At 64.0% G+C, this 25,963-nt stretch carries 28 protein-coding genes, 2 tRNA genes and 2 pseudogenes; 27 read left to right on the forward strand and 5 right to left on the reverse strand.

Annotated features, from left to right (window positions below; all coding sequences use genetic code 11):
- Positions 1 to 14 precede the first annotated feature (14 nt).
- Positions 15 to 689 carry a type 1 glutamine amidotransferase domain-containing protein gene (locus AC1DVM_RS05030; RefSeq protein WP_477252554.1) on the reverse strand — a complete coding sequence of 225 codons (675 nt, stop codon included), beginning with the start codon at positions 687 to 689 and terminating at the stop codon, positions 15 to 17.
- Positions 690 to 2,278: 1,589 nt separating this feature from the next.
- On the opposite strand from AC1DVM_RS05030, the pseudogene AC1DVM_RS05035 reads away from it, so the two are divergent.
- The 9 genes and pseudogenes from AC1DVM_RS05035 to AC1DVM_RS05075 all read left to right on the forward strand — a co-directional run.
- Positions 2,279 to 2,500 (forward strand): annotated as a pseudogene (locus tag AC1DVM_RS05035) (ParB/Srx family N-terminal domain-containing protein); the annotation flags it as partial.
- A gap of 128 nt (positions 2,501 to 2,628) precedes the next feature.
- Positions 2,629 to 3,987 (forward strand): DNA-methyltransferase, encoded by a 1,359-nt coding sequence (locus AC1DVM_RS05040; protein ID WP_477252556.1) that lies wholly within the window; start codon positions 2,629 to 2,631, stop codon positions 3,985 to 3,987.
- 197 nt (positions 3,988 to 4,184) lie between these two features.
- Positions 4,185 to 5,177 carry a terminase large subunit domain-containing protein gene (locus tag AC1DVM_RS05045; RefSeq protein WP_477252558.1) on the forward strand — a complete coding sequence of 331 codons (993 nt, stop codon included), beginning with the start codon at positions 4,185 to 4,187 and terminating at the stop codon, positions 5,175 to 5,177.
- Complete coding sequence (gene terL, locus AC1DVM_RS05050) at positions 5,177 to 5,518, forward strand: phage terminase large subunit (RefSeq protein WP_477252592.1); 342 nt, start codon at positions 5,177 to 5,179, stop codon at positions 5,516 to 5,518. Before AC1DVM_RS05045 ends, terL begins: the two co-directional genes overlap by 1 nt.
- Before the next feature lie 65 nt (positions 5,519 to 5,583).
- The gene (locus AC1DVM_RS05055) at positions 5,584 to 6,477 is read left to right on the forward strand and encodes a DUF3489 domain-containing protein (RefSeq protein ID WP_477252559.1); all 894 of its coding nucleotides are present in this window, start codon (positions 5,584 to 5,586) and stop codon (positions 6,475 to 6,477) included.
- A 42-nt stretch (positions 6,478 to 6,519) separates the two neighbouring features.
- Entirely contained in the window at positions 6,520 to 6,651 is a 132-nt protein-coding gene (locus AC1DVM_RS05060; RefSeq protein WP_477252560.1) for a hypothetical protein, read from the forward strand.
- Positions 6,652 to 6,801: 150 nt separating this feature from the next.
- A complete protein-coding gene (locus AC1DVM_RS05065) occupies positions 6,802 to 7,374 on the forward strand; it encodes a DUF2924 domain-containing protein (RefSeq protein WP_477252561.1) in 573 nt (190 codons plus the stop codon).
- Positions 7,371 to 7,831: pseudogene (locus AC1DVM_RS05070) on the forward strand (recombinase family protein); the annotation flags it as partial. The gene AC1DVM_RS05065 and the pseudogene AC1DVM_RS05070, both read left to right, overlap by 4 nt.
- 69 nt (positions 7,832 to 7,900) lie before the next feature.
- Complete coding sequence (locus tag AC1DVM_RS05075) at positions 7,901 to 9,172, forward strand: recombinase family protein (protein WP_477252593.1); 1,272 nt, start codon at positions 7,901 to 7,903, stop codon at positions 9,170 to 9,172.
- Positions 9,173 to 9,471: 299 nt separating this feature from the next.
- On the opposite strand, the gene AC1DVM_RS05080 is transcribed toward AC1DVM_RS05075, so the two are convergent.
- Positions 9,472 to 9,561, reverse strand: a tRNA-Ser gene (locus AC1DVM_RS05080).
- Positions 9,562 to 9,811: 250 nt separating this feature from the next.
- On the opposite strand from AC1DVM_RS05080, the gene rplU reads away from it, so the two are divergent.
- The 15 genes from rplU (at position 9,812) to AC1DVM_RS05155 (ending at position 21,988) form a co-directional block, all read left to right on the forward strand.
- Entirely contained in the window at positions 9,812 to 10,204 is a 393-nt protein-coding gene (gene rplU, locus AC1DVM_RS05085) for a 50S ribosomal protein L21 (protein WP_477252562.1), read from the forward strand.
- Positions 10,205 to 10,243: 39 nt separating this feature from the next.
- On the forward strand, positions 10,244 to 10,510 hold the full coding sequence (rpmA, locus tag AC1DVM_RS05090) for a 50S ribosomal protein L27 (RefSeq protein WP_150942210.1): 267 nt from the start codon (positions 10,244 to 10,246) through the stop codon (positions 10,508 to 10,510).
- A 177-nt stretch (positions 10,511 to 10,687) separates the two neighbouring features.
- Positions 10,688 to 11,326: a GNAT family N-acetyltransferase gene (locus AC1DVM_RS05095; RefSeq protein ID WP_477252564.1), complete on the forward strand. Its 639-nt coding sequence runs from the start codon at positions 10,688 to 10,690 to the stop codon at positions 11,324 to 11,326.
- A 105-nt stretch (positions 11,327 to 11,431) separates the two neighbouring features.
- The gene (gene obgE / locus AC1DVM_RS05100; RefSeq protein WP_477252566.1) at positions 11,432 to 12,466 is read left to right on the forward strand and encodes a GTPase ObgE; all 1,035 of its coding nucleotides are present in this window, start codon (positions 11,432 to 11,434) and stop codon (positions 12,464 to 12,466) included.
- Entirely contained in the window at positions 12,454 to 13,590 is a 1,137-nt protein-coding gene (proB, locus tag AC1DVM_RS05105) for a glutamate 5-kinase (RefSeq protein WP_477252568.1), read from the forward strand. Before obgE ends, proB begins: the two co-directional genes overlap by 13 nt.
- A 227-nt stretch (positions 13,591 to 13,817) precedes the next feature.
- A complete protein-coding gene (locus tag AC1DVM_RS05110; RefSeq protein WP_477252595.1) occupies positions 13,818 to 15,071 on the forward strand; it encodes a glutamate-5-semialdehyde dehydrogenase in 1,254 nt (417 codons plus the stop codon).
- Positions 15,071 to 15,724: a nicotinate-nucleotide adenylyltransferase gene (locus AC1DVM_RS05115; RefSeq protein WP_477252596.1), complete on the forward strand. Its 654-nt coding sequence runs from the start codon at positions 15,071 to 15,073 to the stop codon at positions 15,722 to 15,724. Before AC1DVM_RS05110 ends, AC1DVM_RS05115 begins: the two co-directional genes overlap by 1 nt.
- A 149-nt stretch (positions 15,725 to 15,873) precedes the next feature.
- On the forward strand, positions 15,874 to 16,203 hold the full coding sequence (gene rsfS, locus AC1DVM_RS05120; protein ID WP_477252598.1) for a ribosome silencing factor: 330 nt from the start codon (positions 15,874 to 15,876) through the stop codon (positions 16,201 to 16,203).
- A gap of 15 nt (positions 16,204 to 16,218) precedes the next feature.
- On the forward strand, positions 16,219 to 16,713 hold the full coding sequence (gene rlmH / locus AC1DVM_RS05125; protein ID WP_477252570.1) for a 23S rRNA (pseudouridine(1915)-N(3))-methyltransferase RlmH: 495 nt from the start codon (positions 16,219 to 16,221) through the stop codon (positions 16,711 to 16,713).
- A gap of 3 nt (positions 16,714 to 16,716) precedes the next feature.
- Complete coding sequence (locus AC1DVM_RS05130; RefSeq protein ID WP_477252572.1) at positions 16,717 to 18,072, forward strand: murein hydrolase activator EnvC family protein; 1,356 nt, start codon at positions 16,717 to 16,719, stop codon at positions 18,070 to 18,072.
- On the forward strand, positions 18,072 to 19,394 hold the full coding sequence (locus tag AC1DVM_RS05135) for a S41 family peptidase (RefSeq protein WP_477252574.1): 1,323 nt from the start codon (positions 18,072 to 18,074) through the stop codon (positions 19,392 to 19,394). Before AC1DVM_RS05130 ends, AC1DVM_RS05135 begins: the two co-directional genes overlap by 1 nt.
- 217 nt (positions 19,395 to 19,611) lie before the next feature.
- Complete coding sequence (locus AC1DVM_RS05140; RefSeq protein ID WP_477252575.1) at positions 19,612 to 20,151, forward strand: RNA pyrophosphohydrolase; 540 nt, start codon at positions 19,612 to 19,614, stop codon at positions 20,149 to 20,151.
- Between the two features lie 130 nt (positions 20,152 to 20,281).
- A complete protein-coding gene (locus AC1DVM_RS05145) occupies positions 20,282 to 20,704 on the forward strand; it encodes a DUF5602 domain-containing protein (protein ID WP_477252577.1) in 423 nt (140 codons plus the stop codon).
- Positions 20,701 to 21,216: a plastocyanin/azurin family copper-binding protein gene (locus tag AC1DVM_RS05150; protein WP_477252579.1), complete on the forward strand. Its 516-nt coding sequence runs from the start codon at positions 20,701 to 20,703 to the stop codon at positions 21,214 to 21,216. The genes AC1DVM_RS05145 and AC1DVM_RS05150 overlap by 4 nt, the downstream gene beginning before the upstream one ends.
- A gap of 34 nt (positions 21,217 to 21,250) precedes the next feature.
- Positions 21,251 to 21,988 carry an RNA polymerase sigma factor gene (locus tag AC1DVM_RS05155; protein ID WP_477252581.1) on the forward strand — a complete coding sequence of 246 codons (738 nt, stop codon included), beginning with the start codon at positions 21,251 to 21,253 and terminating at the stop codon, positions 21,986 to 21,988.
- A gap of 22 nt (positions 21,989 to 22,010) precedes the next feature.
- Here the strand turns inward: AC1DVM_RS05155 and AC1DVM_RS05160 are convergent, their stop codons facing one another.
- Positions 22,011 to 22,865 carry a class I SAM-dependent methyltransferase gene (locus AC1DVM_RS05160; RefSeq protein ID WP_477252583.1) on the reverse strand — a complete coding sequence of 285 codons (855 nt, stop codon included), beginning with the start codon at positions 22,863 to 22,865 and terminating at the stop codon, positions 22,011 to 22,013.
- A gap of 190 nt (positions 22,866 to 23,055) precedes the next feature.
- On the reverse strand, positions 23,056 to 24,180 hold the full coding sequence (locus AC1DVM_RS05165) for an acyltransferase family protein (protein ID WP_477252584.1): 1,125 nt from the start codon (positions 24,178 to 24,180) through the stop codon (positions 23,056 to 23,058).
- A 260-nt stretch (positions 24,181 to 24,440) separates the two neighbouring features.
- On the opposite strand from AC1DVM_RS05165, the gene AC1DVM_RS05170 reads away from it, so the two are divergent.
- Entirely contained in the window at positions 24,441 to 24,713 is a 273-nt protein-coding gene (locus AC1DVM_RS05170; RefSeq protein ID WP_477252585.1) for a DUF4242 domain-containing protein, read from the forward strand.
- A gap of 63 nt (positions 24,714 to 24,776) precedes the next feature.
- Here AC1DVM_RS05170 and AC1DVM_RS05175 read toward each other — a convergent pair.
- Positions 24,777 to 24,861: transfer RNA gene (locus AC1DVM_RS05175), tRNA-Leu, on the reverse strand.
- A gap of 151 nt (positions 24,862 to 25,012) precedes the next feature.
- On the opposite strand from AC1DVM_RS05175, the gene AC1DVM_RS05180 reads away from it, so the two are divergent.
- Together AC1DVM_RS05180 and AC1DVM_RS05185 are read left to right on the forward strand one after the other, a co-directional pair.
- Positions 25,013 to 25,594, forward strand: a complete 582-nt coding sequence (locus AC1DVM_RS05180; RefSeq protein WP_477252586.1) for a YqaA family protein — start codon at positions 25,013 to 25,015, stop codon at positions 25,592 to 25,594.
- A gap of 10 nt (positions 25,595 to 25,604) precedes the next feature.
- Positions 25,605 to 25,963 (forward strand): disulfide bond formation protein B (locus AC1DVM_RS05185; protein WP_477252588.1); only part of this gene is annotated, 359 nt, incomplete at its 3' end.

Here is a 25,963-nt window from a genome sequence, read left to right on the forward strand (position 1 = left end):
CGGGGAGTTCCGCGTCAGCGGAGGACCTTGAGGAGCTCCTGGGCGGCCGCGGTCGACGAGGCGGGATTCTGGCCGGTGATCAGGCGACCGTCGACAGTGACAAAGCTTTTCCAGTCGCCGCCCTTCTCATAGCGTCCCCCGAGCCGCTTCAGCTCGTCCTCGACGAGGAACGGCACGACATCGGTGAGCTGGACGGCCTCCTCCTCGGAGTTGGTGAAACCAGTGACGCGTTTACCTTTGACGATCGATTGGCCTTCATGGGTCACGCGGTGCAGGACGGCGGGGGCGTGGCATACGGCAGCAACGGGCTTGCCGGCGTTATAGATCGCCTCGATTAGGGCGATCGAAATCGGATCGTCGGCGAGGTCCCACATCGGGCCGTGTCCGCCCGGATAGAATACAGTGTCGTAGTCGTTGGCCCTGACGTCACTCAGCTTGACGGTGTTTGCGAGGACCTCCTGCGCTGCCGGATCGTTCTTGAGCCGCTCCATGGCCTCGGTCTGGTTGCCCGGCTCATCGCTCTTGGGGTCGATCGGCGGCTGGCCCCCCTTGGGCGAGGCAACCGTAATTTCGGCGCCGGCCTCCTTAAAGACAAAGTAGGGCGCGGCGAATTCCTCAAGCCAGAACCCAGTCGGCTTGCCGGTGTTGCCAAGCTGATCATGCGAGGTCAGCACCATCAGAATCTTCATTTGCGTACTCCTGTCCCCACTATCTGACAAGGCTGTGCTTCAACGGTCCCAATCCGGCGAATAACCTCTCAAAGCCATCGCACAGTTCCTTAAATGCTCCGCTTGGAGGTCTCGGGCCAAGCGGGCAAGTCATGGTAACACGGACGATCTTAAACTGTTCGGCCGATCCCCTAAAGGCCTAAGGACCGGCATTCACCGTTCCTCTCAGCGGAAGAATGGAGCGATCTCATCTATAGGCAGAGATCCATATTTGAGCCTCCAACGGTCGCAGCCTTCAGTACCGATGCAAGCTCATGATCGCCTGCCTGGCAAATTCCTCCTAGGGCGAGGTTCCGCGAACACGGCGCTCGCGCGATTGTTTCTCCTTTGCGTAAGGTCGCGGCCCAGCGTCAGGAATTCTGTGACTTGGCAAACGCCATAAAATTGCTTTTGTCGTCAGCAGATCGGAACAGGAGGTTATCATGACGCGCAATGTTCGGACGATCGCAAAATGCACCGGAACACATCCGTTCTTGGTTTGCATCTTTAAGGCCTTGATTGTGGCTGCGATGAACGTCTCGTTGATCGTCAGTCTGCCGAGCAGACTGGAGGTTGCTCATCCCTAAAGAAAACTCCGGGGTGGCGGCACTGTAAGTAAATCTCGCCCGCGGCGTTCGAAGCCATTCTTGGAAATCTTTCTTCGGTTTCGCAACCGCAGCCAGGGACGTACACATGATAGCGGAGCGTTGCGATAGACCCCAGAGAAAGGGCACGCTGGGATCATCGAAATGAGGCGCAATTTTCCCCATTGGCTTGCTTCGGCCTTTGCAAGTGGGGGTGGTGTCCAATGTCAGGAAGAATGCTGAAGGGCGTATTGATATTCTCAGCGAAATCGATGCCCATTTCCTTTTTGATTTAGATATCTTTGGCTCTCATACATGTGTTGGGGCATGTCGAACGCGAGTCACCACTGGAGGGCGGGTGCGCTTCAGTTCGCCCTAGGCGCCCGAACTCGCTAAATTGCTGCCGTCCATTGCCAACCATAGAAGACGTCCCTTCGGTTGTCCTGCTCGCAGTGAGAGCTTTCACTGCATCGTCGTCTTCAGGAACGGAAGATTAGCGAAGGCTGCAGTCGGCCTGCTGGGATTTATGGGAGTTGGATTTTTTGCAGTCCTGACGTACCGGAGACACGGGAGTGTCAGGCAACCTTGCATTAGGCAAGGTGAAGCGGAAGTAATTCAAAGACAAAGACATCATCCGCTTGCTGAATCGACGAGTGGGCAAAATAAGAAGCAGGAGCGGTGTTTCAACCGAACAGACCTTTTCGAAAAATCTCTAGATAATTTGGATCTGCACTTGACTGTGCGACGAGACGTATCTACCTCGGTGTTGTCTTTAACCGGGACCTTATCTCCGGCAGGCATTCACTTTCAACGGGTGGCAGATCTTCCTTAACAGGCGTCGTCTCCGACTTCGCGGGCTACGATTTCTGCTACCTGTGAGAGGGGTCTCCTCAAATTGAGGAAGCCTGCGCTATGTCCACGCCTGTCATCCGCTTACGCACCCGTCCTGTCACAACCGCTCCCGATGCATTGTCATCGGTTGCGACCATGACCTCGTGTCCTGCATCGCTCGAGCTCAAGGTCGCCTACCGCCCGACGGCGTCACTCAAGGCCTCGGCCCGCAATGCGCGCACCCATTCGGCCAAACAGATCCACAAGATCGCTGCGAGCGTGCAAAAGTTCGGCTTCAACTCGCCCGTCCTGATCGACGGGGAAGGCGAGGTGGTGGCGGGCCACGGCCGGTTAGCCGCGTCCAAAGAGCTCGGGATGGCGGAGGTGCCGACGATCTGTCTCGATCACATGAACGAGGCCGATCTGCGCACCTACCGCATTGCCGACAACCACTGGCGACACTTGCCGGCTGGGACGAGGAGATCCTCAAGATCGAGTTCGCCTAGTTGTCGGAGATTGAGATCGAGCTGCCGGAGATCACCGGCTTCGACACTCCGCAGATCGATTTTATCCTCAATGAGGCAACGCCGGCGCCGGACAAGCCGAGCCCGCTCGACGAAATCCCCGTGGTCGACCGGAGCATTCCATCGGTATCCCGGCTTGGCGATCTTTGGTGTCCGGGCGACCATCGCATCATCTGCGGCGACGCCCGCTCGGTCGAGGTCTATCGGCCGCTGCTTGGCGAGGAGCAAGCCCAGATGACCTTCACCGATCCGCCTTACAACGTGCCCATCGCCAACCATGTCTGCGGCCTTGGTCGGGTCCAGCATCGCGAATTCGCCATGGCCTCGGGCGAAATGACGGACGCCCAGTTCGGCGCGTTCCTGGGCGAAGTCCTGACCCGCATCCATGCGGTCATGGCCGACGGCGCGCTGATCTATGCCTGCATGGACTGGCGCGGTCTCAACCTGCTCCTCAACGCCGGAACACCGATCTTCGACGAATTGAAGAACATCATCTGCTGGACCAAGACCAATGGCGGCATGGGCTCGCTCTACCGGTCCGCGCACGAGCTGATCGTATTGTGGAAGAAAGGCAAGGCACCGCACATCAACAATGTCGAACTGGGCAAGCATGGGCGGTATCGGACCAATTCCTGGGTCTATGCCGGGGTGAACACCTTCCGCTCCGGGCGGATGGAAGAGCTCTCGGCTCATCGGACGGTCAAACCCTGCGCCATGGTAATGGATGCGATCAAGGATTGCTCGAAACCGCGCGGCATCATCCTCGATGCCTTTGGCGGCAGCGGCACGACCCTGATCGCGGCGGAGAAGACCAAGCGGCGGGGTTATCTCGTCGCACTCGATCCGGCCTATGTCGACGTGACGATCAGGCGCTGGGAGAAGCTGACTGGAAAGTCGGCTATTCATGCCCAGATGGGCCTGAGTTTTGCCGAGATGGAGGTCGCGCAACAGCGCCGTCTCCGAGGCAGCCTCTGGCGCATGGGAGGCCGATCATGTCGCGTAAAAGAGGCAGGAGCGATCAACCTGGCTATGAGGTCGGCTACGGCAAGCCGCCCTCCCATACGCGGTTCCAGGCGGGCCGCAGCGGCAATCCCAAGAGACGTCCGAAGAAAGACACCTCGCAGGAGAACGCGCTGCAGTGCGTTCTCGCACAACCGATCCCCGTCATGGTCGACGGCCGGCGAAGCTCATCCCGGCAAGCGAAGCCCTCCTCCAGAAACTTCTCCAGATGRCGCTCGCGGGCAACATCCGGGCGCTCAACATACTCACCAGATTTGTGGCGACTCAGGAGGGGCCCCGGGAGACAACGTTGGTGGAAGACGCAGAGATGAGTCCGGATGATGAGGATGTGATCGCACGCTACCTCCAGCGACGGGGCGGGGGCCAGGAGCATCCTGACCGAGCCGGCAACACCGGAGGAAGCGATGAGTGACCGGGCAGCCTTCCTGCAGTCAATCCTGCGCACGGACCTGGCGGGTTTTATCGAAACGTGCTTTGCCACCCTCGAGCCCGGTACGCCATACCGCGACAACTGGCACATGCACGCGATCGCCTATCAGCTGATGCGGGTCCGCAATGGCGAGTGCAAACGCCTGATCATCAACGTGCCGCCGCGATCGTGCAAATCGATCGCGGTGACCATCGGTTTTACCGCCTGGCTGATGGGCCATGATCCGCGCAAACGCATCATGGCGATCTCCTATGCCAACGATCTCGCGCGCAAGCACGCGATCGACTTCCGGACGATCGTCGGGAGCGCCTGGTACAAGGCGCTGTTCCCCGGCTTCGAGGCAACCAGCGTGCGCGAGACCGAGCTGACGACAAGCCGGCATGGCTATCGCTTCGCCGGTTCGATTGGCGGCTCGGTGCTCGGGCGGGGTGCCGACCTCATCGTCATCGACGATCCGATCAAGGGCCTGGCGGCGGCGCTGTCGCAGGCGGAGCGACGGCGCGTCGCCGAGTTCTACGACAGCACGCTGTACTCGCGCCTCAGCGACAAGGTGAACGGGGCCATCGTGATCGTCATGCAGCGGCTGCATCAGGACGATCTCGTCGGCCATGTGCTGGACAAAGAGGACTGGGAGGTTCTGTCGATCCCGGCCATCGCCCCGGACGATAGCCACATCCGGGTCGGTTCGGCGAAGGACGCCGTGATCCACCGGCGCGCCGGCGATGTGCTGCATCCCGAACGGGAACCGGCGGAATGGCTCGAGGCAGCACGACGCAATCTCGGCAGCCTGAACTTCTCGGCCCAATATCAGCAGAATCCGCTGCCCGCCGAGGGCAACGTGATCAGGCGCGAGTGGCTCAAGACCTACGATCACCTGCCCGTTGCCTTTGATCTTAAAATCGTCTCGTGGGACACCGCCTCGACGCTGGGGAAGGCGTCGGACTGGTCGGTCGGAATGGTCTGGGGTGCGGTCGGCCAGGAATACTACCTGATTGACGTGGTGCGGGATCGCCTCGAGAGCCCGGACCTCAGGCGCCGGATCCTGGCGCTGTCGCGCGACTATCGGGCCGACGCGACCTGATCGAGGATACCGAACTCGGGCGGGCGATGTCGCAGGATCTGCGGCGCACCGGCGACCTTTACCCGCTCCTGCAACGCTCGAAATTCGATAAGACCGCGCGGCTGCTGGCGCAGGCAGCGCGGTTCGAGGCCGGGCAGGTCTATCTGCCGCGCGAGGCGGAGTGGCTTGGTGCCTACCTGTCCGAGCTTCTGGCGTTTCCTGCGGGCCGCCACGACGACCAGGTCGATGCCACGAGCCAGGCGTTGAAATATCTGACGGCGCGCTCGCCGACGGTTCCCGAGCGCCCGCAAAGCATCAGGAGACCGCAAAGCATTGTTCGCCCGCCCCGCGCTGCGCGATGACGGGATCCCGACGCCAACCAACCCCCCCCCGCCCGTGTCGGTCGGCACGGGCGGGTTTTTAGCGAATGGTGCAGATTGTCATGTCGGGACAAAACAGCCGCCGACAAAGCATTTTTGTGAGCCCGCAGACGCTCGACTTCCCATCCACGGCAAGCATTCATGGGGACAGGGCAGGCTGGCGATCTGGCCACGACAGGGCGAACAGGAGTGCTGAAGAAAAACTGACTGGACGGAAGAGCACGCGGATTCCGCGACCGAGATACCACCCCGCCGCGCTCGATCGTGAAGGCGGGGTTGACGGCGTGGCGGCGCTGATGCCGCCACCACCCAAAAAGGCACCTCCGATGGCAACCACCCTTAAACTCAGCGATTCCCAGTTCGTACTGCTCTCGTCGGCCGCGCAGCGAGATGACGGACTCCTTGTACGGCCCAAATATCTCCGGCGCGAGGCGCTCGAGAAACTGACCAGGGCCGGTTTGATCGAACCGGTCATCGTCACGACAAATGACCCGGTCTGGCATGAGGACGACGAAATGGTTCGACATGGTTACCGCATCACGCCGGCGCGGTTATGTGCGATCGGAATCGAGCCGGAGGTCGCGCCCGGCACGCCAGTATTGGACGACGCCGTCCTTCCAGCGGACGGCGACCCTTGCGACTCGAATGTCCGCAAAAAAATCCGCACCACCCTGAAGGTGGGCTCGAAGCGCGCCCTGGTCATATCACTGCTGCTACAGGACCAGGGCGCCTCGCTGGCCGATCTCATGCAGGCCACCGGCGGGCTGGCGCATACGACGCGGGCCGCCCTCTCGGGACTCCGCAAGACGGGGATGGTGCTCGAGCGCATCCAGGCGGCCGGCGAGCCGTCGCGCTATCGCGTGACCGCGAGTCCTTGGTCGGAACTGCCTGCCGCGGTGATCGCGAACCCGAAGGCGCCAGTCATCGGCGCGGGAGCTTGATCATGGTCATCGAACGCCACGCTCGCGTCAGGCGACGTCGCCATGCTGCACGTCAACCAAGCGGACCGCATCAATCCCTTGCACGGCCACCTTTATGCTCCCGATCAGGCCATGCGGTTGGGGATCGACATCATGCGCCGGTGCTTTATGGCGCAGGGTTATCGGGAGAACTGATCAACTCCTGACCGACGTAGAGCGACGGAGGCGAGGTCGGTGGACTTCGTCTCCGCAGCAAGCAATGGTCCTGAACCATGTCGTCTCATCCCGCCCGGTCAATGCTCCGGGCTTGTCCCAGTACCATGGCGCAGTGCGGAAAGGACCTGGATGTTCGAGACGAATGAAACCAGCGGCGGCGAAGGACGCCAGGTGACCCCGACGGGCGCGATGGGCAACGAATCCGCTGCGGCCCTGCCCGATCTGCCGCAGATGAGCCTGGCAACATTGCGGGCGTTATGGCGGCGGTTGTTCCGCGCATCACAACCCACCATCAGTCGCGACCTGATGATCCGCGGCCTTGCCTATCGTCGACTGCAGGAACAAAGCCTCGGCGGTCTGACGAAAACGACACAGCGCAAGCTTCGCGCCTTGCAGCAGGAGTTTGCATCGCAAGGCGACATCACCGCTCCGATCGCGGTCAGCATCAAGCCCGGCAGCCGCCTGGTCAGGGAATGGCATGGAAAACCCCATGTGGYCACGGTCACCGAGGCGGGGTTTGCGTATGCCGGACAGACCTATCGRTCCCTGACCCGGATCGCGCACCACATCACCGGCGCGCACTGGTCCGGTCCGCGTTTCTTCGGCCTGACAAGCCCCATGCCGAACCAGCGGCGAACCTCAGACATGGCATCGTCAGCGAAAGCTGCAGAGGCGTCGCAAGAGCAAGGAGCACGGCCATGAAGCGGTCGGGAAATGCAGGGCGCCAAACATCGGCTTTAACGCGGGAAAGGGACGCCAAACTGCGCTGCGCCGTCTACACGCGCAAATCGAGCGAAGAAGGACTGGAGCAGGAGTTCAACTCGCTCGATGCCCAGCGCGAGGCCTGTGAGGCCTACATCGCCTCCCAGCGCCATGAAGGCTGGACGCTGCTGCCGACGATGTATGACGACGGCGGCATCTCGGGTGCGACCATGCAGCGGCCGGCGCTGCAGCGGCTGCTGGCTGATATTGCCGACGGCAAGATCGACGTCGTGGTGGTCTACAAGGTCGATCGTTGACCCGCTCGCTTGCCGACTTTGCCAAGATTGTCGAGATCTTCGATGCAAAGCACGTCTCCTTCGTCTCGGTGACGCAGGCGTTCAATACGACCTCGAGCATGGGTCGGCTAACGCTCAATGTCCTGTTGTCCGTTGCCCAGTTCGAGCGCGAGGTCACCGGCGAACGCATCCGCGACAAGATAGCGGCCTCGAAGCGCAAGAGCATGTGGATGGGCGGACAGCCTTCGCTTGGCTATGATGTCAAGGACCGCAAGCTCATCGTCAACGAGACCGAGGCCGCAACGGTCCGCACCGTCTTCCAGCGTTATCGCGAACTCAAATCGGTGCGGCTGCTGCAGGCGGAGCTCGAGGGGGCCGGGATCGTCAGCAAGGTGCGCAAAGCCGCCGACGGCAGCGCTTATGGTGCAAGACCCCTCGCACGGGGTGTGCTGTACCTGATGCTGTCAAACCGCCTCTACCGCGGCGAGATCGTGCACAAGGGGGAGGCTTATCCGGGCGAGCATGCGGCGATCGTCGAGGAGGACCTCTGGAACGACGTGCAGGCGATCCTTGCCGACAATCGGATCACCCGCGATCACGGTCAGCATGCGGCGGCACCCAGTCTCCTCGCCGGGTTGATCTTCGATGCAGGGGGAGAACGCCTGACGCCGAGCCACGCGGTCAAGCGCGGAACGCGCTACCGCTACTACGTCTCCCAATCGCTCATCGTCGCCGGCTCCAGGAAGGACGCGACGTCGGCGTCCTCAACAACCGGCTGGCGGATCCCGGCCGCGGCACTGGAAAGTCTGGTTCGAACGAAATTGATCGGCTTTCTCAACTCATCGGCCGAGATCATGGATGCGCTCAGCGGTGTCGTCCATGACGCCTTGCAACACCCAACACTGACCCGCGCCGCAGCGATGCTCGGACACCATTTCCAGAACCACGGGGAGGAGGGTCTGCGCCGCTTCCTGACCGCTTCGGTCGCCCGGATCGACGTTCATCCCGACCGTGTCGATCTGGCGCTTGATCGCAGCCGTCTGATCGACGCGCTCAGGAATAATCGCGACGCGGCGCCTTCCGGAACAGGGGAGGCGCCGGCCTCCAGCACGAAGCAGACCAACCCGGATGATCGCCTCATCCTGTCCATCCCGGCCACGCTGCAGCGGACGGGCAACGAATTGCGGTTTGTGATTGCTGGCGATCACCGCAAGTCGGAGCCGGATCCCGCGCTGCTGCGCATTCTGGCGCGGGCGCATCTGATCCGCGATCGCCTGTTCACTGAGGATGGCTTGACCATCGGGGAGGTCGCGGTCCAGGAGAAGCTCACGCCCTCCTATATCACCCGGCTTCTCCGCCTGACCTTCCTGGCGCCGGAAATTCTGGCCGGAATTCTGAGTGGCGAACAGCCGCCTGCGCTGACCGCCGCCCGATTGATGGCAGACACGCGCCTGCCGCTCGACTGGCAGGAGCAGCGGATCAAGCTGGGCATCGCCGCCTGAGCGATCGCGCATCATTAACGACGAAAAAAGGCCCGCGACGAGCGGGCCATTTTTGTTGGTGACTGATTCGAAGCCGACGAAGCCTCAAGCAATGACGCTTGCTTACCAGTCAGGCCAGAGACGGCCGTACCACCGACATGGCGATCCGAGACGGCGGCTTGAGAAAAACCTGAGAAAGGCACGCCAATCGTCTCTGTCGGGCGGGGCATCCAAAGCCATCCCGGCAAACCCTCGGAAAAGCCTAACAATTTCCCGCAATCTACGGTGGAAGACGGACTAGTCTCAACTATCTGAGGTTGTGGCGGAGAGGGGGAGATTCGAACTCCCGATACGGTTGCCCGTATGCCGCATTTCGAGTGCGGTGCATTCAACCACTCTGCCACCTCTCCGTGAAAGCCCAAGGCTGGCTGGTTGAGGCGGCGTGGATATCATGGGGTCGGGTGGTCTTCAAGCGCCCGAGAGGTCTTTTTTATTGACAACGCGAGATCGTTTCCCCTAGAGAGACGCTTCTACGCGTGGACCCATCCGTCCGCGCGTTTTCGCGCGGTGACCTTGAGGTTGCCGTTTCATGAAGCCGGAAACTGCCAAAAAGCCAGCCCTGCGGGAGACCGTGGAGAGCCGGTAGAACACGAGGATCAGATGTTCGCAGTGATCAAGACCGGCGGCAAGCAGTATCGCGTCGCCGCCGATGATGTCATTACCATTGCCACGCTCGAAGGAGAGCCGGGCGCCGCTGTCACGTTTGACCAGGTTTTAATGGTCACCAACGACAATGGCACCCAGGTCGGTGCGCCCCTCGTCGAGGGAGCGACCGTGATGGGCGAGGTGGTGGAACACACCCGCGGCGCGAAGGTCATCGCCTTCAAGAAGCGCCGCCGCCAGAATTCGCGCCGCAAGCGCGGGCATCGCCAGGATTACACCGTGGTTCGGATCACCGATATCCTCGGCGCCGGCGAGAAGCCCAAGAAGGCTGCGGCGAAGAAGAAATCCACCAAGGCCGCGGCGGAAGACGCTGCGCCGGCCAGCGCTTAAATAAGCGACGGCACCTGAAAGCAACACGGGAGTACACCCATGGCACATAAAAAAGCAGGCGGCTCGTCCCGCAACGGCCGCGATTCGGCCGGCCGTCGTCTCGGCGTCAAGAAGTTCGGCGATCAAGCGGTCGTGTCGGGCAACATCATCATTCGTCAGCGCGGCACGAAGTGGCACGCGGGCGCGAATGTCGGCATGGGCAAAGACCATACCCTCTTTGCGACTGCCAATGGCCGAGTCCGATTCCTGACGCGTCAAGGCCGAGCCTTTGTAACGGTCGTACCGGCCCAAGAGGCCGCAGAATAAACGGCGAGAGCAAAACGAAGGAGCTCCCGCCGGCATCACACCGACCCGGCGGATCAAGCTTCTACAAGGCCCCATAAGGCCACGCTTCGGATCCGAAACGACAGGGGAGGTGGGATGTCCACCTCCCCTTCGTCATTTCGGGGCTCAGAAAGAGCCCAACCGGATCGGAGCAAGACCATGTTTCCCGACCTCACCCGTGACGATGTTTTCCGGCTGGAAACGCGCCGCCTCTGGCTGCGCTGGCCCCGTCTTTCGGACGTACAGGCCATCGTGCGTCTCGCCGGTGAGAAAGCGGTCGCCGAGATGACGGCACGAATTCCGCACCCGTACGATCCGCAGGATGCCGAGCGGTTCGTGTTCATGGCCCGCAAATCCAACGCGGACGGGCAAGGCCTGCAACTCGCCATCACGCCGAAGGGGAGGCCCAACAGCCTCATCGGCGTGGTCGGCATCGGGCCGAGCCCGGATGGGGGCACGCCGCATCTCGGCTTCTGGCTCGGCACCCCTTCCTGGGGGCAGGGCCATGCGACCGAGGCGGCGCGGGCGCTCATCGATGCGTTCTTCGCCTATGGAGAATGCAGCGAGATCACCGCTTCCGTGCGCGTCATCAATCCGGCCTCGCGGCGGGTGCTCGAGAAATGCGGTTTCTCCTATCAGGGCTCGGGCCTCGTCGAGCTGCCTGAGCGGGGCGGCCTCTATCCGGCGGAACATTTCAGGCTCGACCGCCGCGCCTGGGAGAGCCTGAAAACGTGGGGCCATAGCGGCCTCGTGCCGGATCCGGCGGAACCGGAAGCGGCCATCCCATTGGCCTCTTGAAAAGAGGCCAGAAAATCATCAGGGGCGCTCCCGTCTGTCGAGGGAGCGCCCGCTCCTGGCGCCCGCGTTGCTCCCGCTGGCCTTGTCCCGTAAAGGTTGCGGACCATGAAATTTCTCGATCAAGCCAAGATCTATATTCGTTCGGGCGACGGCGGTGCGGGCTGCATCTCGTTTCGCCGGGAAAAGTTCATCGAATTCGGCGGTCCCGACGGCGGTGACGGCGGGCGCGGCGGCGATGTGTGGGCCGAATGCGTCGAGGGCCTCAACACCCTCATCGACTACCGGTACCAGCAGCACTTCAAGGCCAAGAAGGGCGAGCACGGGATGGGCAAGAACCGTCACGGCGCCAAGGGCCTCGATGTGGTCCTCAAAGTGCCGGCCGGCACCGAGATCCTCGACGAGGACGGCGAGACGGTCATCGCCGACATGACCACTATCGGGCAGAGGATACTCCTCGCCAAGGGCGGCAATGGCGGCTTCGGCAACGCGTATTTCACCACCTCCACCAACCGTGCGCCCCGGCGCGCCAATCCGGGCCTCGAAGGCCAGGAGCGTTGGATGGTCCTCCGCCTGAAGCTGATCGCGGATGCGGGCCTCGTCGGTCTGCCCAATGCCGGCAAGTCGACATTTCTCGCAACCGTCACCGCCGCGAAGCCCAAGATTGCCGATTACCCCTTCACGACGCTTTATCCGGGGCTTGGGGTGGTGCGGGCCTATTCGCGGGAATTCGTGCTCGCCGACATCCCGGGCCTCATCGAGGGCGCGTCCGAAGGCATCGGGCTGGGCGACCGCTTCCTGAGCCATGTGGAACGCTGCCGCGTGCTGCTCCATCTCGTGGACGGCACCAGCGAGCACGCTGGGAAAGCCTACAAGACCGTGCGGCACGAGATCGAGGCCTATGGCCACGGCCTCGCCGACAAGCCCGAAATCGTCGCGCTGTCCAAGGCCGATGCGCTCGATCCCGAGACACTGAAGGAACAGGTGGCCCGGCTGAAGCGGGCGTCCAAGAAGACCCCGGCGGTGATATCCGCGGCCTCGGGCCAGGGCGTCCAGGAGATCCTGCAGGCGTTGCTCAATGTGATCGACGCCGCCAAGCGGGAAGAGAAAGAGGCGGTGGCCCAAGAGGAATGGCATCCGTGACGACACCGGCCCTGCATCAGTTCAAGCGCGTGGTGCTGAAGGTGGGCTCCTCGCTCCTGGTCGATCGCGGCCGGGGCCGGCTGAAACATGCCTGGCTCGCCGCCCTTGCGGAGGACATCGCCGATCTTCACGCAAGCGGCGTCGACGTCCTGGTGGTGTCGTCGGGTGCCATCGCCATGGGGCGCACGGTTCTGGGCCTTCCGACCGGCGCGCTGAAACTCGAGGAAAGCCAGGCGGCGGCGGCGGTGGGCCAGATCGCGCTCGCGCGGGTCTGGTCGGAGGTGCTCGCCCATCACAGCATCGCGGCGGGCCAGATTCTCGTGACGCTCGCCGATACCGAGCAGCGCCGGCGCTACCTCAATGCCCGGGCCACGATCCTGAAACTGCTGGAAATGCGCGCCGTGCCGGTCGTCAACGAGAACGACACGGTGGCGACGAGCGAGATCCGCTATGGCGACAATGACCGCCTGGCGGCCCGCGTCGCCACGATGATCGGCGCGGACCTGCTGGTCCTGTTCTCCGATATCGACGGTCTCTATTCGGCGCCGCCCGCATCGGATCCCGACGCGCGCCATATTCCGGTCGTCGAGCACATCACCCCTTCGATCGAATCCATGGCAGGCGGCGCCGCATCGGAATTGTCGCGCGGCGGCATGCGAACCAAGGTCGAGGCGGCCAAGATCGCGACCGCCGGCGGCACCCATATGATCATCGCGGATGGCCGGGTGAAGAACCCGCTGAAGCGGATCGCCGAAGGAGGGGTGTGCACGTGGTTCCTCACCCCGTCGAACCCCGCCACCGCCCGCAAGACATGGATCGCCGGCGCGCTGGAGCCTCGCGGCACCCTTTACGTGGATGCCGGTGCGATGCGCGCCCTCCAGACCGGGGCAAGCCTCCTGCCGGTGGGCGTCCGACGCGTGGAAGGCGCCTTCGCCAGGGGCGATGCGGTGACGATCCGCGACGACGAACGCATCCTCGGGCGGGGCCTTGTGGCGTACGACGCCGAGGAGGCGGCGCGCATCGTCGGCCGTCCCAGCCGCGAGATCGAGGCGATCCTCGGTTATCCGGGCCGCGCCGAGATGGTGCACCGGGACGACATGGCGCTCGTCGCACTCGGCGAGTGAGCCGCGTGCCGGCAGATCGAGGAGCGGGCGAGGCGGCACTCTCGATGTCGTTGCCAGCCCGCACTCCGCTGGGAGATGGGCTTGGCTCTTCGGCGGCCGGGCGTGCTATGGACTTGCCCGACGATCTCTGGGACCCGGATATGCAAACGACACTCACCATGGGCGGGGCCCGGCCTCGCGGTGATGATTCCCCCGCCGAACTTGCGACTTCGCTCGATGGACGGGATATGTCAGCCCTCATGGCCGATCTCGGGCGCCGCGCCCGGGCGGCCGCGCGCCGCATCGGGTTGGCGAGCACGGATCAGAAGAATGCCGCGCTTCATGCGATGGCGAGAGCGCTCCGGCAGCGGGAGGGCGCCATTCTCGAGGCGAATGCGCTCGACGTCGCCGATGCCAGCCGCAAGGGCCTTGCGGGTTCCTTCCTTGACCGGCTGGCGCTCGATCGCCAGCGCCTTGAAGATATCGCGGCGGCGATCGAGAGCATCGCGGCCCTGYCGGATCCGGTGGGTCGGACCCTCGCGCGCTTCGACCGCCCCAACGGCTTGWCGATCGAGCGGGTGGCGACACCGCTCGGCGTCATCGGGGTGATCTTCGAGAGCCGCCCCAACGTGACGGCCGATGCCGGCGCCCTCTGCCTCAAGGCAGGGAACGCCGCCATCCTGCGCGCCGGTTCCGACAGCTACCGCACATCGCGCCTCATCGCGGACGCGATGGGCGAGGGATTGAAGGAGGCGGGACTTCCCCCCGATGCCATCCAGCTCGTGCCCACCCGGGACCGCGCCGCCGTCGGCGCCATGCTGGCGGGCCTCGACGGCGCCATCGACGTCATCGTCCCGCGAGGCGGCAAGAGCCTGGTGGCACGGGTGCAGAGCGAGGCGCGGGTCCCGGTCTTCGCCCACCTCGAGGGCCTCTGCCATGTCTTCGTGGATCGCAATGCCGATCTGGCGATGGCCCGCGATATCGTGCGCAACGCGAAGATGCGGCGAACGGGCGTCTGTGGGTCGGCCGAGACGCTTCTGGTCGATCGCGCCTGCGCCAAGACGCATCTCGCGCCGCTGATCGCGACGCTCATCGAGGCCGGCTGCGCCGTGCGAGGCGACGAGGCGACGCAGGCGGCGGATACGCGCGTGTCTCCGGCAACCGAGGAGGATTGGCGCACCGAATATCTCGACGCCATCATCGCCGTCCGGGTCGTCGACGATTTGGCGGGCGCCATCGCGCATATCGAGAGCTACGGGTCCCACCACACGGATTGCATCGTGACCGACGACCATGCGGCGGCGGAGCGGTTCCTCGCGGAGGTGGATTCCGCCATCGTGCTGCACAACGCCTCGACGCAATTCGCCGATGGGGGCGAGTTCGGGTTCGGGGCCGAGATCGGGATTGCCACCGGACGCATGCATGCCCGGGGCCCCGTCGGCGTCGAGCAGCTCACGTCGTTCAAATACCGGGTTCGCGGCACGGGTCAGACGCGCCCGTGATGCTTGCCTCGGGACGATTCAGAATCCAGCCATCCGGTCTCGCGCGCCTGCCGCGCGCCACCCGGGGCATGCGGATCGGCCTCTATGGCGGGTCGTTCAACCCGGCCCATGAGGGCCATCGGCTGGTGAGTCTGTTGGCGCTGAAGCGCCTTGGGCTCGACCGGGTCTGGTGGATCGTCACGCCGGGAAATCCACTCAAATCGACCGGGGAGCTCGCTTCCCTGGCGGAGCGTGTGGCGGATGCGCGGGAGGTGAGCGCTCATCCGCGCATCGATGTGACCGATTTCGAACAAGCGGTCGGATCCCGCTACACGGTCGATACGCTGGCCTTTCTCAAGCGCCGCTATCCGGGGGTCGATTTCGTCTGGATCATGGGTGCGGACAATCTCGCGGGCTTCCATCGGTGGCGCGGCTGGCGGGAAATCGCCCGGATGATGCCCATCGCGGTGATCGACCGGCCGGGCTGGACGCTCAAAGCGACCCATTCTCGCGCGGCTGCCGCATTGGCCTTCGCACAGGTCGATGAAGGGTCGGCAGCGGCCCTGCCCATGCTGCGGCCGCCCGCCTGGACCTTCATCCACGGACCCCGCTCTTACGCCTCTTCGACGGAGCTGCGGCGCCTGCGACGAAGTTCTTCCGCCCGCGCCCGTTGAAATACCGTGCCGTTCCGCACTATCTTAAGATCACAGCGCGGTGGCGCGCTGCTTGAAAGGACTTGAACCTGAACCGTCTTTCTCCGCTTGAGGCGAATCTGAATTCGCCTCCCCCTCTCTCCGGAGCGGATGCTCCGCTTGATGAGGATATCCGGGCCGTCGCCCTGGCTTGCCTTGAGGACATGAAGGCCGAAAACACGGTCGAGTTGGACCTCGCAGGCAAAACCTCCATCGCAGACACCATGTTCGTGACATCCGGCCGCTCGCACCGCCATGTGGGTGCGATTGCCGATCGCGTGATCAAGGAGCTCAAGGACAGGGGCTTCGGAAATGCGCGGGTCGAGGGCATGCCGGCCTGCGACTGGGTGTTGATCGATGCAGGCGACGTCCTGATCCATATTTTCCGTCCCGAGGTGCGTGGTTTCTACAACCTCGAGAAGATGTGGGGCGCCGACCGTCCTCAAGACCACGTCAGCTGACGAAGGCTGACGGCGTTGCGGTTGAGCTTGCTGGCCGTGGGCCGTCTGAAAAGCGGCCCTGAGCGGGAGCTTGTCGAGCGCTATCGGCAACGCATCGAGGGCCTCGGGCGTAATCTCGGATTTACGGGACTGGACATCGTCGAGTTTCCCGAGAGCCGGGCGCGTCGCGAGGATGACCGGCGCGCCGAAGAGGCCGCCGCCATATCGGATCGCGCCGGAGATTCGGCCCTCATCGTCTTCGACGAGCGGGGCAAGAGCCCCACGAGCGACGCGTTCGCCGGGTGTATCCGGCAGTGGCGGGACGACGGCATGGCTGGTCTTGCCTGCGTCATCGGCGGCCCGGACGGGCTCGATCCCCAAATCCTCCAGCGCGCCAAGCTGGTCGTCTCCTTCGGTGCCCTGACCATGCCGCATCAGATCGTGCGGGCCCTCGTGGCCGAACAACTTTATCGGGCACTGACAATCATCGCCGGTCACCCTTATCATCGGGCCGGACATGATGATTCCTGAGGCATGACGCGACCTTCATTTTTTCTGATCCCGGCCCTCGCGGCGGTCGCATGGCTCGCAAGCGGCGCTCCGTCCGCCGCCCAGCAGGCGCCGGCGAACCGGCAGATCCAGCCAGCGCCGCCCCCAGTGGCGGGCGAGACGCTTGAGCAGAAGACCCAGCGCGAGAAGGACTTGCGCGCGCTCGAGGAGGCCATGGCGGCGAGCGCGAAGGCCAACAAGCAGTTGGAGACGGAAATCGCCGAGATCCGGACCGACCGCGCCAAGCTCAACACCGCCCTGATCGATACGGCCACCCGCGTTCGCGAGACCGAGGACCGGATCCACGAGCTGGAAGAGCGCCTCAAGACGCTGGTCGCCAGCGAGGCGGCCATCCGGCGCTCTCTCGAAAGCCGCCGGGGGGTGATCATCGAAGTTTTCGCAGCCCTGCAACGCATGGGACGTCGTCCGCCGCCGGCGGTGCTGGTGCGGCCGGAGGACATGCTGGAGGCCGTTCGCGCATCCATCCTTCTCGGAGCGGTCCTGCCCGAGCTTCGGGTCGAGGCCGAAATTCTCGCCACCGATCTCGCCGAATTGGTCCGCCTCAAGAATGCCATCGCGACGGATCGCGGGTCGCTCGGCAAGGAGCTGGCGGCGCTCAATGCCGAGCAGGACCGATTGTCGGCCCTCATCGACGCGCGGCAGGGCCGAATCGCCGAAGTCGAAAAATCGCTGGGGTCCGAGCGCGGCAAGGCCACCGAACTGGCGCGTCAGGCTGGAACTCTCAAAGAGTTGATCGACCGGATGGAGAAGGAAATCCTGGGCGCCCAGAAGGCCGCCGAGGAGGCGCGGAAGGCGGCGGAAGCGCAGGAAAAGCAGGCCCGGGAGCAATTCGCCCAGGCGGCTTTCCGCGATCCCGCCCGCCTTGCCCCGAAAGTTCCCTTCGCGGAGGCGCGCGGGCAGTTGCCGCGTCCGGTCAGCGGCGATGTGGCACGGGAGTTCGGCGCGTCGGATGGTTATGGTGGCACCACGCGGGGAATTTCCATCAATACGCGCCCCAAAGCCGCCATTGTCTCCCCGGCAGATGGGTGGGTGGCGTTCGCCGGCCCCTTCCGGTCCTACGGACGACTCTTGATCATCAATGCGGGCGGAGGGTATTATCTGTTGTTAGCCGGAATGGACCAAATCAACGTCGACGTCGGGCAATTCGTGCTCGCCGGCGAGCCTGTAGCGACCATGGGGGAAACTTCTCTCGTGTCGCTCGCGGGAAGCAGTGTAGAAAAGAACGCCCCGGTTCTCTATGTAGAGTTCAGGAAAGACGGCGGTTCGATCGATCCAGGTCCATGGTGGGCGAAATCGCAAAGCGAAAAGGTTCGCGGGTAATGCGCAAAGTGTCCCTTCTCATTCTCGGCGCCCTCGTGGGCGCCGGCGGTGCCACGATGGTATCGCAGACCACGTTGCTGTCCTCGACCAGCGCGGTCGCGGCCTCGGCGGACACCTATCGGCAACTCAGCCTTTTCGGCGATGTGTTCGAAAAGATCCGCACCGATTACGTGGAGAAGCCTGAGGAATCCAAGCTGGTCGAATCGGCCATCAACGGAATGCTGACCTCACTCGATCCCCATTCGAGCTATATGGACGCCAAGAGCTTCCGCGACATGCAGGTTCAGACCCGTGGCGAATTCGGCGGCCTCGGCATCGAGGTGACGATGGAAGACGGCCTGGTGAAGGTCGTCACCCCCATCGACGATACCCCGGCGTCGCGCGCCGGCATTCTGGCCAACGACGTGATCACGCAGATCAATGGCGAGCAGGTTCAGGGACTGAATCTCAACCAGGCCGTCGACAAGATGCGCGGCCCGATCAACTCGGCGGTGACGCTGAAGATCCAGCGCAAGGAAGCCAAGGAGCCGCTCGAGATCAAGCTCACCCGTGAGATGATCAAGGTCCGCCCGGTGCGGGCCCGGGTCGAGGGCGATATCGGCGTCTTGCGGATCACCCAGTTCAACGAGCAGACCTACGAGGGCCTTCGCAGCAGCATCGAGAAGCTGACCTCGGATATCGGCGCCGACAAGCTGTCGGGCTTCGTCATCGACCTGCGCAACAACCCGGGCGGCCTTCTCGACCAGGCCATCATGGTGTCGGATGCGTTCCTCGACCGGGGCGAGATCGTCTCGACCCGGAGCCGGAACGCCGAAGATACCCAGCGCTTCAACGCCAAGTCGGGCGATCTGACCAAGGGCAAGCCCCTGGTGGTCCTCGTCAATGGCGGCTCCGCATCGGCCTCCGAGATCGTGGCCGGCGCCCTGCAGGATCACAAGCGCGCGACCGTCCTCGGCACGCGCTCGTTCGGCAAGGGCTCGGTGCAGACCATCATTCCGCTCGGTGGCAATGGCGCCGTGCGACTGACGACGGCCCGCTACTTCACCCCGTCCGGCCGCTCGATCCAGGCCAAGGGCATCGACCCGGATACCGAGGTGCTGCAGGACGTCCCGGACGAGCTCAAGGGCAAGGATGAGACCAAGGGCGAAGCGGGCCTTCGCGGCCACCTGCAGAACGGCGGCGACAAGGAGGAGCGGGGCGGCTCGTCGGCTTATGTGCCGCCGGATCCGACCAAGGACAAGCAGCTCCTCGCCGCCTACGACTTCCTGCATGGCGTTCGCAAGGGCGCGGCCAACGCGACGGCGCCTGCGCCCGCCAACTGAGCCGATCGCCCGGCTTCGCGAAGGTTTGAGACATCGACCCGGCGGTCCCGCACCGCCGGGTCTTTTGTATCGGATCGAACCGGACGCAACGGAAAGGCTTGTGAAAGGCAGCCCGAGGGGTCAATCTCTCGGGATGTGAGAAACGTGGGACCGCCCCGCCGCGAACATTCCGCGGCGCCGGTAATCTCGTCCGGTTGCGCAGGAAGGTGGTGTTGGAATGAGAAGCGGCAGAGGACAGCAGCTCAGGGAGCTTCCCTACCGTTCCTGCGTCGGTGTCATGCTTCTCAACAAGGCCGGCCGCGTCTTCATCGGCCGCCGTCGTTCCGAGCCCAATCCCCACGACGCCACGGCGGCCTATGCGTGGCAGATGCCGCAAGGGGGCATCGATCCGGGCGAGGACCCCTATCAGGCTGCGTTGCGCGAACTCTACGAGGAAACCAGCGTCCGCTCGGTGATTCCCTTGGCCGAAGCGCCCGAGTGGTATTCCTACGACCTCCCCTCCGTGGTCGCGGGGCGTGCCTGGCGCGGCCGCTATCGCGGCCAGACCCAACGCTGGTTCGCGTTCCGCTTTGAGGGCGATGAGGACGAGATCAACGTCCAGCAGCCCGGCGGCGGGCGGCACAAACCCGAATTCGACGAGTGGCGGTGGGAGGCCATGGAGCGGCTTCCCGAACTGATCATCCCGTTCAAGCGACCGGTCTATGAGAACGTCGTGGCGGCCTTTAGCGATCTCGCCGAGATGGCCCGTCAGGATTAGCCAAAGGCGCCGAAATGGCGCTGCCGGCTCCGGTTGGCGCGCCGGTGGAATTCCGGGAACCTTTGCGCGCTCGCATTCTCCAATGTGTTGACGACCCGCCACGGGGCGGGTGCAGCACGGAGAGCCTCCCATGCGACCGATTTCCCTCGCCTTCATGACGCTTCTGGTCGGATCTTTTCCGGCACTCGCGCACGAAGTCCCCGCCACCGTTGCGAAATCGCCCCCGAAAGGCGCCTATCAGCAGGTGAGTAAACTCGTAAAGCTGCCCGACTTTCTGCCCGGCATGGGCCAGCTCTTCGTCGATCCGGCCACGCTGCCGGCAGGCCCGTTCCTCGCCTACGATCATGATGGCAGGCTTGTGAGCACCATCTACATGGTGCCGGTCGAGGACCTCAATCCGAACAAGCGTTTCGACGATTTGTCGGCTCCGGGCGGCAATGTCGACCACGTGGACATCTATTTCAACGCGGGACATCCCGGCGTCGAGAAGCCCCACGCTCATCTGGTGCTCTGGCATGTCTCGAAGGCCGACGAAGCGCGGGTCGCCAAATGAAATTCACCCGACGCCAGATCCTGTGGGGAGGCGGCGGGCTTGTCGCCGCCGCCCCGTTTCTTGCGAAAGCCGGCGACACGGTGGCAATCGGGATGCAAGGCCGCGCAGACGGATCGCAGGTATGGTTCGACCCGGTCGGCATCCTCATCCGCCCGGGTCAGACGATCCGCTGGATCAACCGCGATCCCGGAAACTCCCACACGGCGACGGCCTATCACCCGGCGAATTTCGACCGCCCGCGCCGGATGCCCGATGGCGTGAAACCCTGGAATTCCGACTATCTCCTGCCGGATGAGACGTTCTCCGTCACCTTCCGACATCCTGGAATTTACGATTATTACTGCGTGCCACATGAGCATGCGGGAATGGTCGGACGCATCGTCGTCGGTTCGCCGCAGCCGCCGGGCTGGAAAATGGCCGGGGATCAGGCGCAGGATGTGCCGGACGATGCCCTTCGTGCGTTTCCCGCCATCGAGGACATCATGAGAAGCGGCACAGTCCGGCGCACATGAAGCGTGYCGGCGCTATCGAGGAGGCGAATCCGTGATGAACCGCAGCCAAGCCGCCGCGCCCGGAGGAGAAACCCTGCCCGGAGGAGAGACCCTTGCGAACATGGCCGACKAACCATTGGTCGAACGGGCCCGGCAGGGTGACGGGGGCGCCGTGCGGGTTCTCGTCCAGCGCCATAATCAGCGCCTGTTCAGGGTCGCGCGTGCCGTCATTCGCGACGATGCCGAGGCGGAGGACGTCGTACAGGAGACCTATGTCCAGGCATTCACCCATCTCCATGCGTTTCGGGGCGACGCGCAGCTCTCGACCTGGCTTACCCGCATTGCCTTCAACGCGGCCCTGGCGCGTGTCCGCCGTCGGCGGCCTACCGCGCCGCTCGAAACCGTGGATATACAGGACAGCAGCACGGGGGGGCGCCTGATCATGTTCCCCTCTCCGCAGCCGCCGCCGAACCCCGAGCGAGAACTCGCGCGCGTTCAGGTCCGAGGCATCATCGAACGGGCGATCGATACGCTCCCCGATTCCTTTCGCGTCGTGTTCGTCATGCGGGATGTGGACGGCATGAGCACCGAGGAAACGGCGTCGTACCTTGCGATCCGCATCGAGACGGTCAAGACGCGGCTTCACCGGGCACGAAAGCTGATGCGCTCGGCCATCGAAAACGAATTGTCCGGCGCTTTCGCCGAGGCGTTTCCCTTCGATGGCGCGCGCTGTGTCCACATGGCGGAAAGCGTCGTCGAAAAGCTTCGGGCGGCGCGGATCCTCACGGAATGACGCGTCCTCAGGCGCCGCCCCGTCAGGACGCCCGCCGCCTCAGAATTGCGTAGACCGAAGTGGCGAAGTAGTCGCGGATAACGGGCACACGCACCAGGGCCCTGGAGAGATTGAACAGCGGCCGGATGCGCTTGAGTTCGGGATTGACGGAGAGAAACTGAAATTCCCAACCCGTATCGGCGACATCCCGCAGAAAATCGGAATACCGCATGAGGTTGAGTCCCCCCGTAATGTCCTGATAGCGGGTTGCCGCGTCGGTCGGCCGATAACGCTCGCGGCGCAGGCGAAGGATCGCCTCCTCGGAGAACAGCGCGCCGCGCCAGGGAATCGGCATCCGAAAAAACTCATCCATGTGGTCACCCACCGGAGAGTGGAAAAGCGGGCCGAAGGCCAGCACCACGATACCGCCGGGCGCCAGCAGATCGTCGAGCTGCTGGAAGAGGGAGCGGGGATCGCTGATATGCTCCAGTGCCTCATGGGACAGGATCACGTCGTACCGCTCATTGGGCTGCCAGTCGTGAATGTCCTCGCAGACGAAATCGACCCTCTCGGCGAGGCCAAGCTGCTGGGCCCCCAACCGCCCGCGCTTGACATACCGGGCCACCATGTCGATGCCGGTGACGTGTCCGCATCCGGCCTGGGCGAGCGCCAGCGTCATGTCGCCCGGCCCGCAGCCCACATCGAGGTAGCGCAGCTCCGGGCTGATCGGCAATCCGCCGTCCAGCCGAGTCATCAGCTTGTCGAGGCGCGCCATCGCCCGGCTGATGTCGATATCGGCATCCCGCGATGCCGCCTCGTCCATTTCTTCTTCGGTCTTCAGGCAGCGGGAATGGGTGAACGGTCGGAGGATCGCGTAATCGAGCTTTTGGCCAAGCATACCGGCTCTCCCAGGACGGCGGTGGYGGGCATGGATTTTTCCGGTCACGCATCCGTCGGTGTTTCAAGACCACGCGGGAAGCCTCGCGATCCAGCGCGCCGCGACCGGGTCCGGACCGCGCCGAGGGACGCTCCCCTTCACGAATCCTTACATCACCGCGCTGAAGGTGAGAACTTGCGCGCCGGGGCAATTAAGGGTGGGTTGGCGGGACCATCGGGGTCGGCCGCAGGGCCGCAGGGTCGAACCCCGCCTGCGGTAAGGAAACGGTCCCCGAGAGGGACGCAGTGGCTGGTGCCGGCCGCGAGACGAAGCGGCGGCGAAGCCAGCCGGTCACCGGCCGATCGAAGAATCGGTAGGCCATCAGCGATAGGGCGATGGACGCCGCTGTCACGACGGTAGCGTAGCTCCAGGGGGCCGCCTCCACCGGGAGCTTGAGCCGGAGCGCAACCATGCGGCAGCCCCATAGTGCCAGGGGGTGCAGGAGATACAACGCGTAAGACGCATCGCCGACCAGGGCCACGCTGCGAGCGCCCCGCGGGATGGGCCCGAACCGGCCGAGGGTCGCGCCCGCAAGGAGGAGCGCGCTTGGAAATCCATAGGCCATCACCCGGCCCCAGGAAGACGGAAAGGGTTGGCCCACCTGACGCCAGAACAGGAAGGCCGCCATCGCCATCATGCCGCAGGCGATGCTTCGAGGCAGGCGGATCCCCTGCCTGTACGCCAGGCCGAGGGCGAGGCCGAGACCGAAATTCAGCATGATCGGCCGGGTCCAGAACGTCAGGAGATCGTTGTCCGGCGGGATGACGCGCCCGGCCGCAACAAGCCCGATCATCACCGCGATCAGCACGTAGACGGCCAGCCGGCGAGGGAGCGCGATTGCCATGGCGAAGAGCGCGTAGAAAAACATCTCGTAATTGAGAGTCCAGCCCACCACGTGGAGGGGCTGCATGGCGCCGCCGGGCGCTGCTAGGGGCACGAAGAGGAACGAGGCCGCCGTGTGAGCCAGGGTGTATCCTCCGCCGAGAGACACGACATACAGCATGGTGACGGCCCAGTAGAGCGGCACGATCCGGATCAGGCGACGGATGATGAAGGTCTTGGCCGCGCCCGGCTGCCCGAACAGCCGGTCGGACGAGATCACGATGACGAAGCCGGAAATGCCGAAGAAAATGTCCACGCCCGCCGACCCGACCGACAGGTTAGGCAGCGCGTTCGGCAGGCCGAAACCGAGGACGAGATTAAGCTGGACGTGATGCAGCACCACTATGGTGGCGGCCAAAGCCCGCAGTATCTGCACGGAGAGGAGAGAAGACACGGCTGCCCTAACTTCAACACCGGACTTCTCCCACATCCGCGGCGTCGCTTGCAAGTCTCGACGGTGAGCTAGTGTCGACGGGAGAAGGCGGGGTGCAGGAATGGGCCTCCACAATAAGTACGAAGCAGGCTTTATCCGCGGGCGCGATTCAGAGCCGCACCTCGTTTGGGCACTTGCTCCTCTGACACCGGGGGCAGAACCTTCTTGCCGGCCGCTTATGGCCGCATAGGAGAGGCGCCGCGGGCCGCGGCGAAACGCTCATGCCGCAATTCGTGATCGAACGAAACATGCCCGGGCTCGGCACCAAGACTGCCGAGGAAATGAAAGGTGCGTCCCGCACGTCGTGCGACGCCCTGCGCGCCTTGGGGCCCGAAATCCAATGGGTCCACAGCTATGTCACCGACGACAAGATGTATTGCGTCTACCGCGCTCCGAGCGAGGACCTCATTCGCGAACACGCCAAGCTGGGCGGATTTCCGGCCGACCGCATCTCGCAGATCCGCTCGATGATCGATCCGACGACAGCCGAATAGGGAGGATTGTGGCGCTGCTCGCAGCATCCGGCGCCGGAGCATCGTCGAGGTTAAGCGGGAAGATGGTGCCCCTGGCCGGAATCGAACCAGCACTCCTTGCGGAACTCGATTTTGAGTCGAGCGCGTCTACCAATTCCGCCACAGGGGCAACGCGGGAGCCGAGTAACATGGCTTGCGCGGGGCGGTCAATCGAACTCGCATTGGGCGTGGCGCCGCTGCCTCTCGCCATGGCTGGCCGGTTGTGCTCAAAGGAGCTTCGAGGTCGCGAGGCCTCCCTCCCGCACAGCCCCCGGACCACGATGCTGAGACGCCTATACGACTGGACCCTGTCGCTCGCCGCGCGGCCTTCGGCGCCGTATGCGCTGGCTTTGGTGTCGTTCGCCGAGAGCTCGTTCTTTCCCGTGCCGCCCGACGTGATGCTGGTGCCGATGATGCTGGCCCGGCCGGACCGGGCCTGGTCCTACGCGCTGATCTGCACCGTCGCCTCCGTGGTGGGCGGGATCCTCGGCTATCTGATCGGCTACCTGCTGTATGATTCCATCGGCGTCTGGGTGTTCAAGTTCTACGGCCTCGCCGATGGCGCGGAGGCGTTCCGGCATTCCTATGCCGAATACGGGCATTGGGTGATCCTGCTCAAGGGCCTCACCCCCATCCCCTACAAGCTGGTGACGATCACCTCGGGCTTTGCCGGCTATCACCTGGGCTGGTTCATCCTGCTCTCCGCCCTGACCCGTGGAGCCCGTTTCTTCATCGTGGCCCTCCTGATGACCCGCTATGGTCTCGCCATCAAGGGCGTCATCGACCGGCACTTCAACCTCGTGGCGGCGATCGCGGTGATAGCGCTGGTGGGCGGCTTCGTGGCGTTCCGCTACCTGTTCTGAGGACACGACGATGCAGGCTCGGCTCACTCTCCGGCAGGCGGCCCTTGCGATCGCAATCGTCGCGGCAGCCACCATCGGCGGCGCCCTCGTGTTCCAGTATGGCTGGGGCTACCAGCCCTGCAAGCTGTGCCTGCAGCAGCGCTATCCCTATTACCTGGGCATTCCGGTGGCGCTCGCAGCCGCCGTGCTTCCCGCCCAATGGACGCGGGCGGGGCTCTATCTTCTGGTGCTGATCTTCGTCGCCAGCGCGGCCCTCGGCGCCTATCATTCGGGTGTCGAATGGGGCCTCTGGCTGGGCCCGAGCGATTGCGGCGGCGATACGGGGGCGGCGCCCGGCAAAGTGGGCGATCTCATGAGCCAGCTCAACAC

Source organism: Microvirga sp. P4_A5, assembly GCF_056402495.1.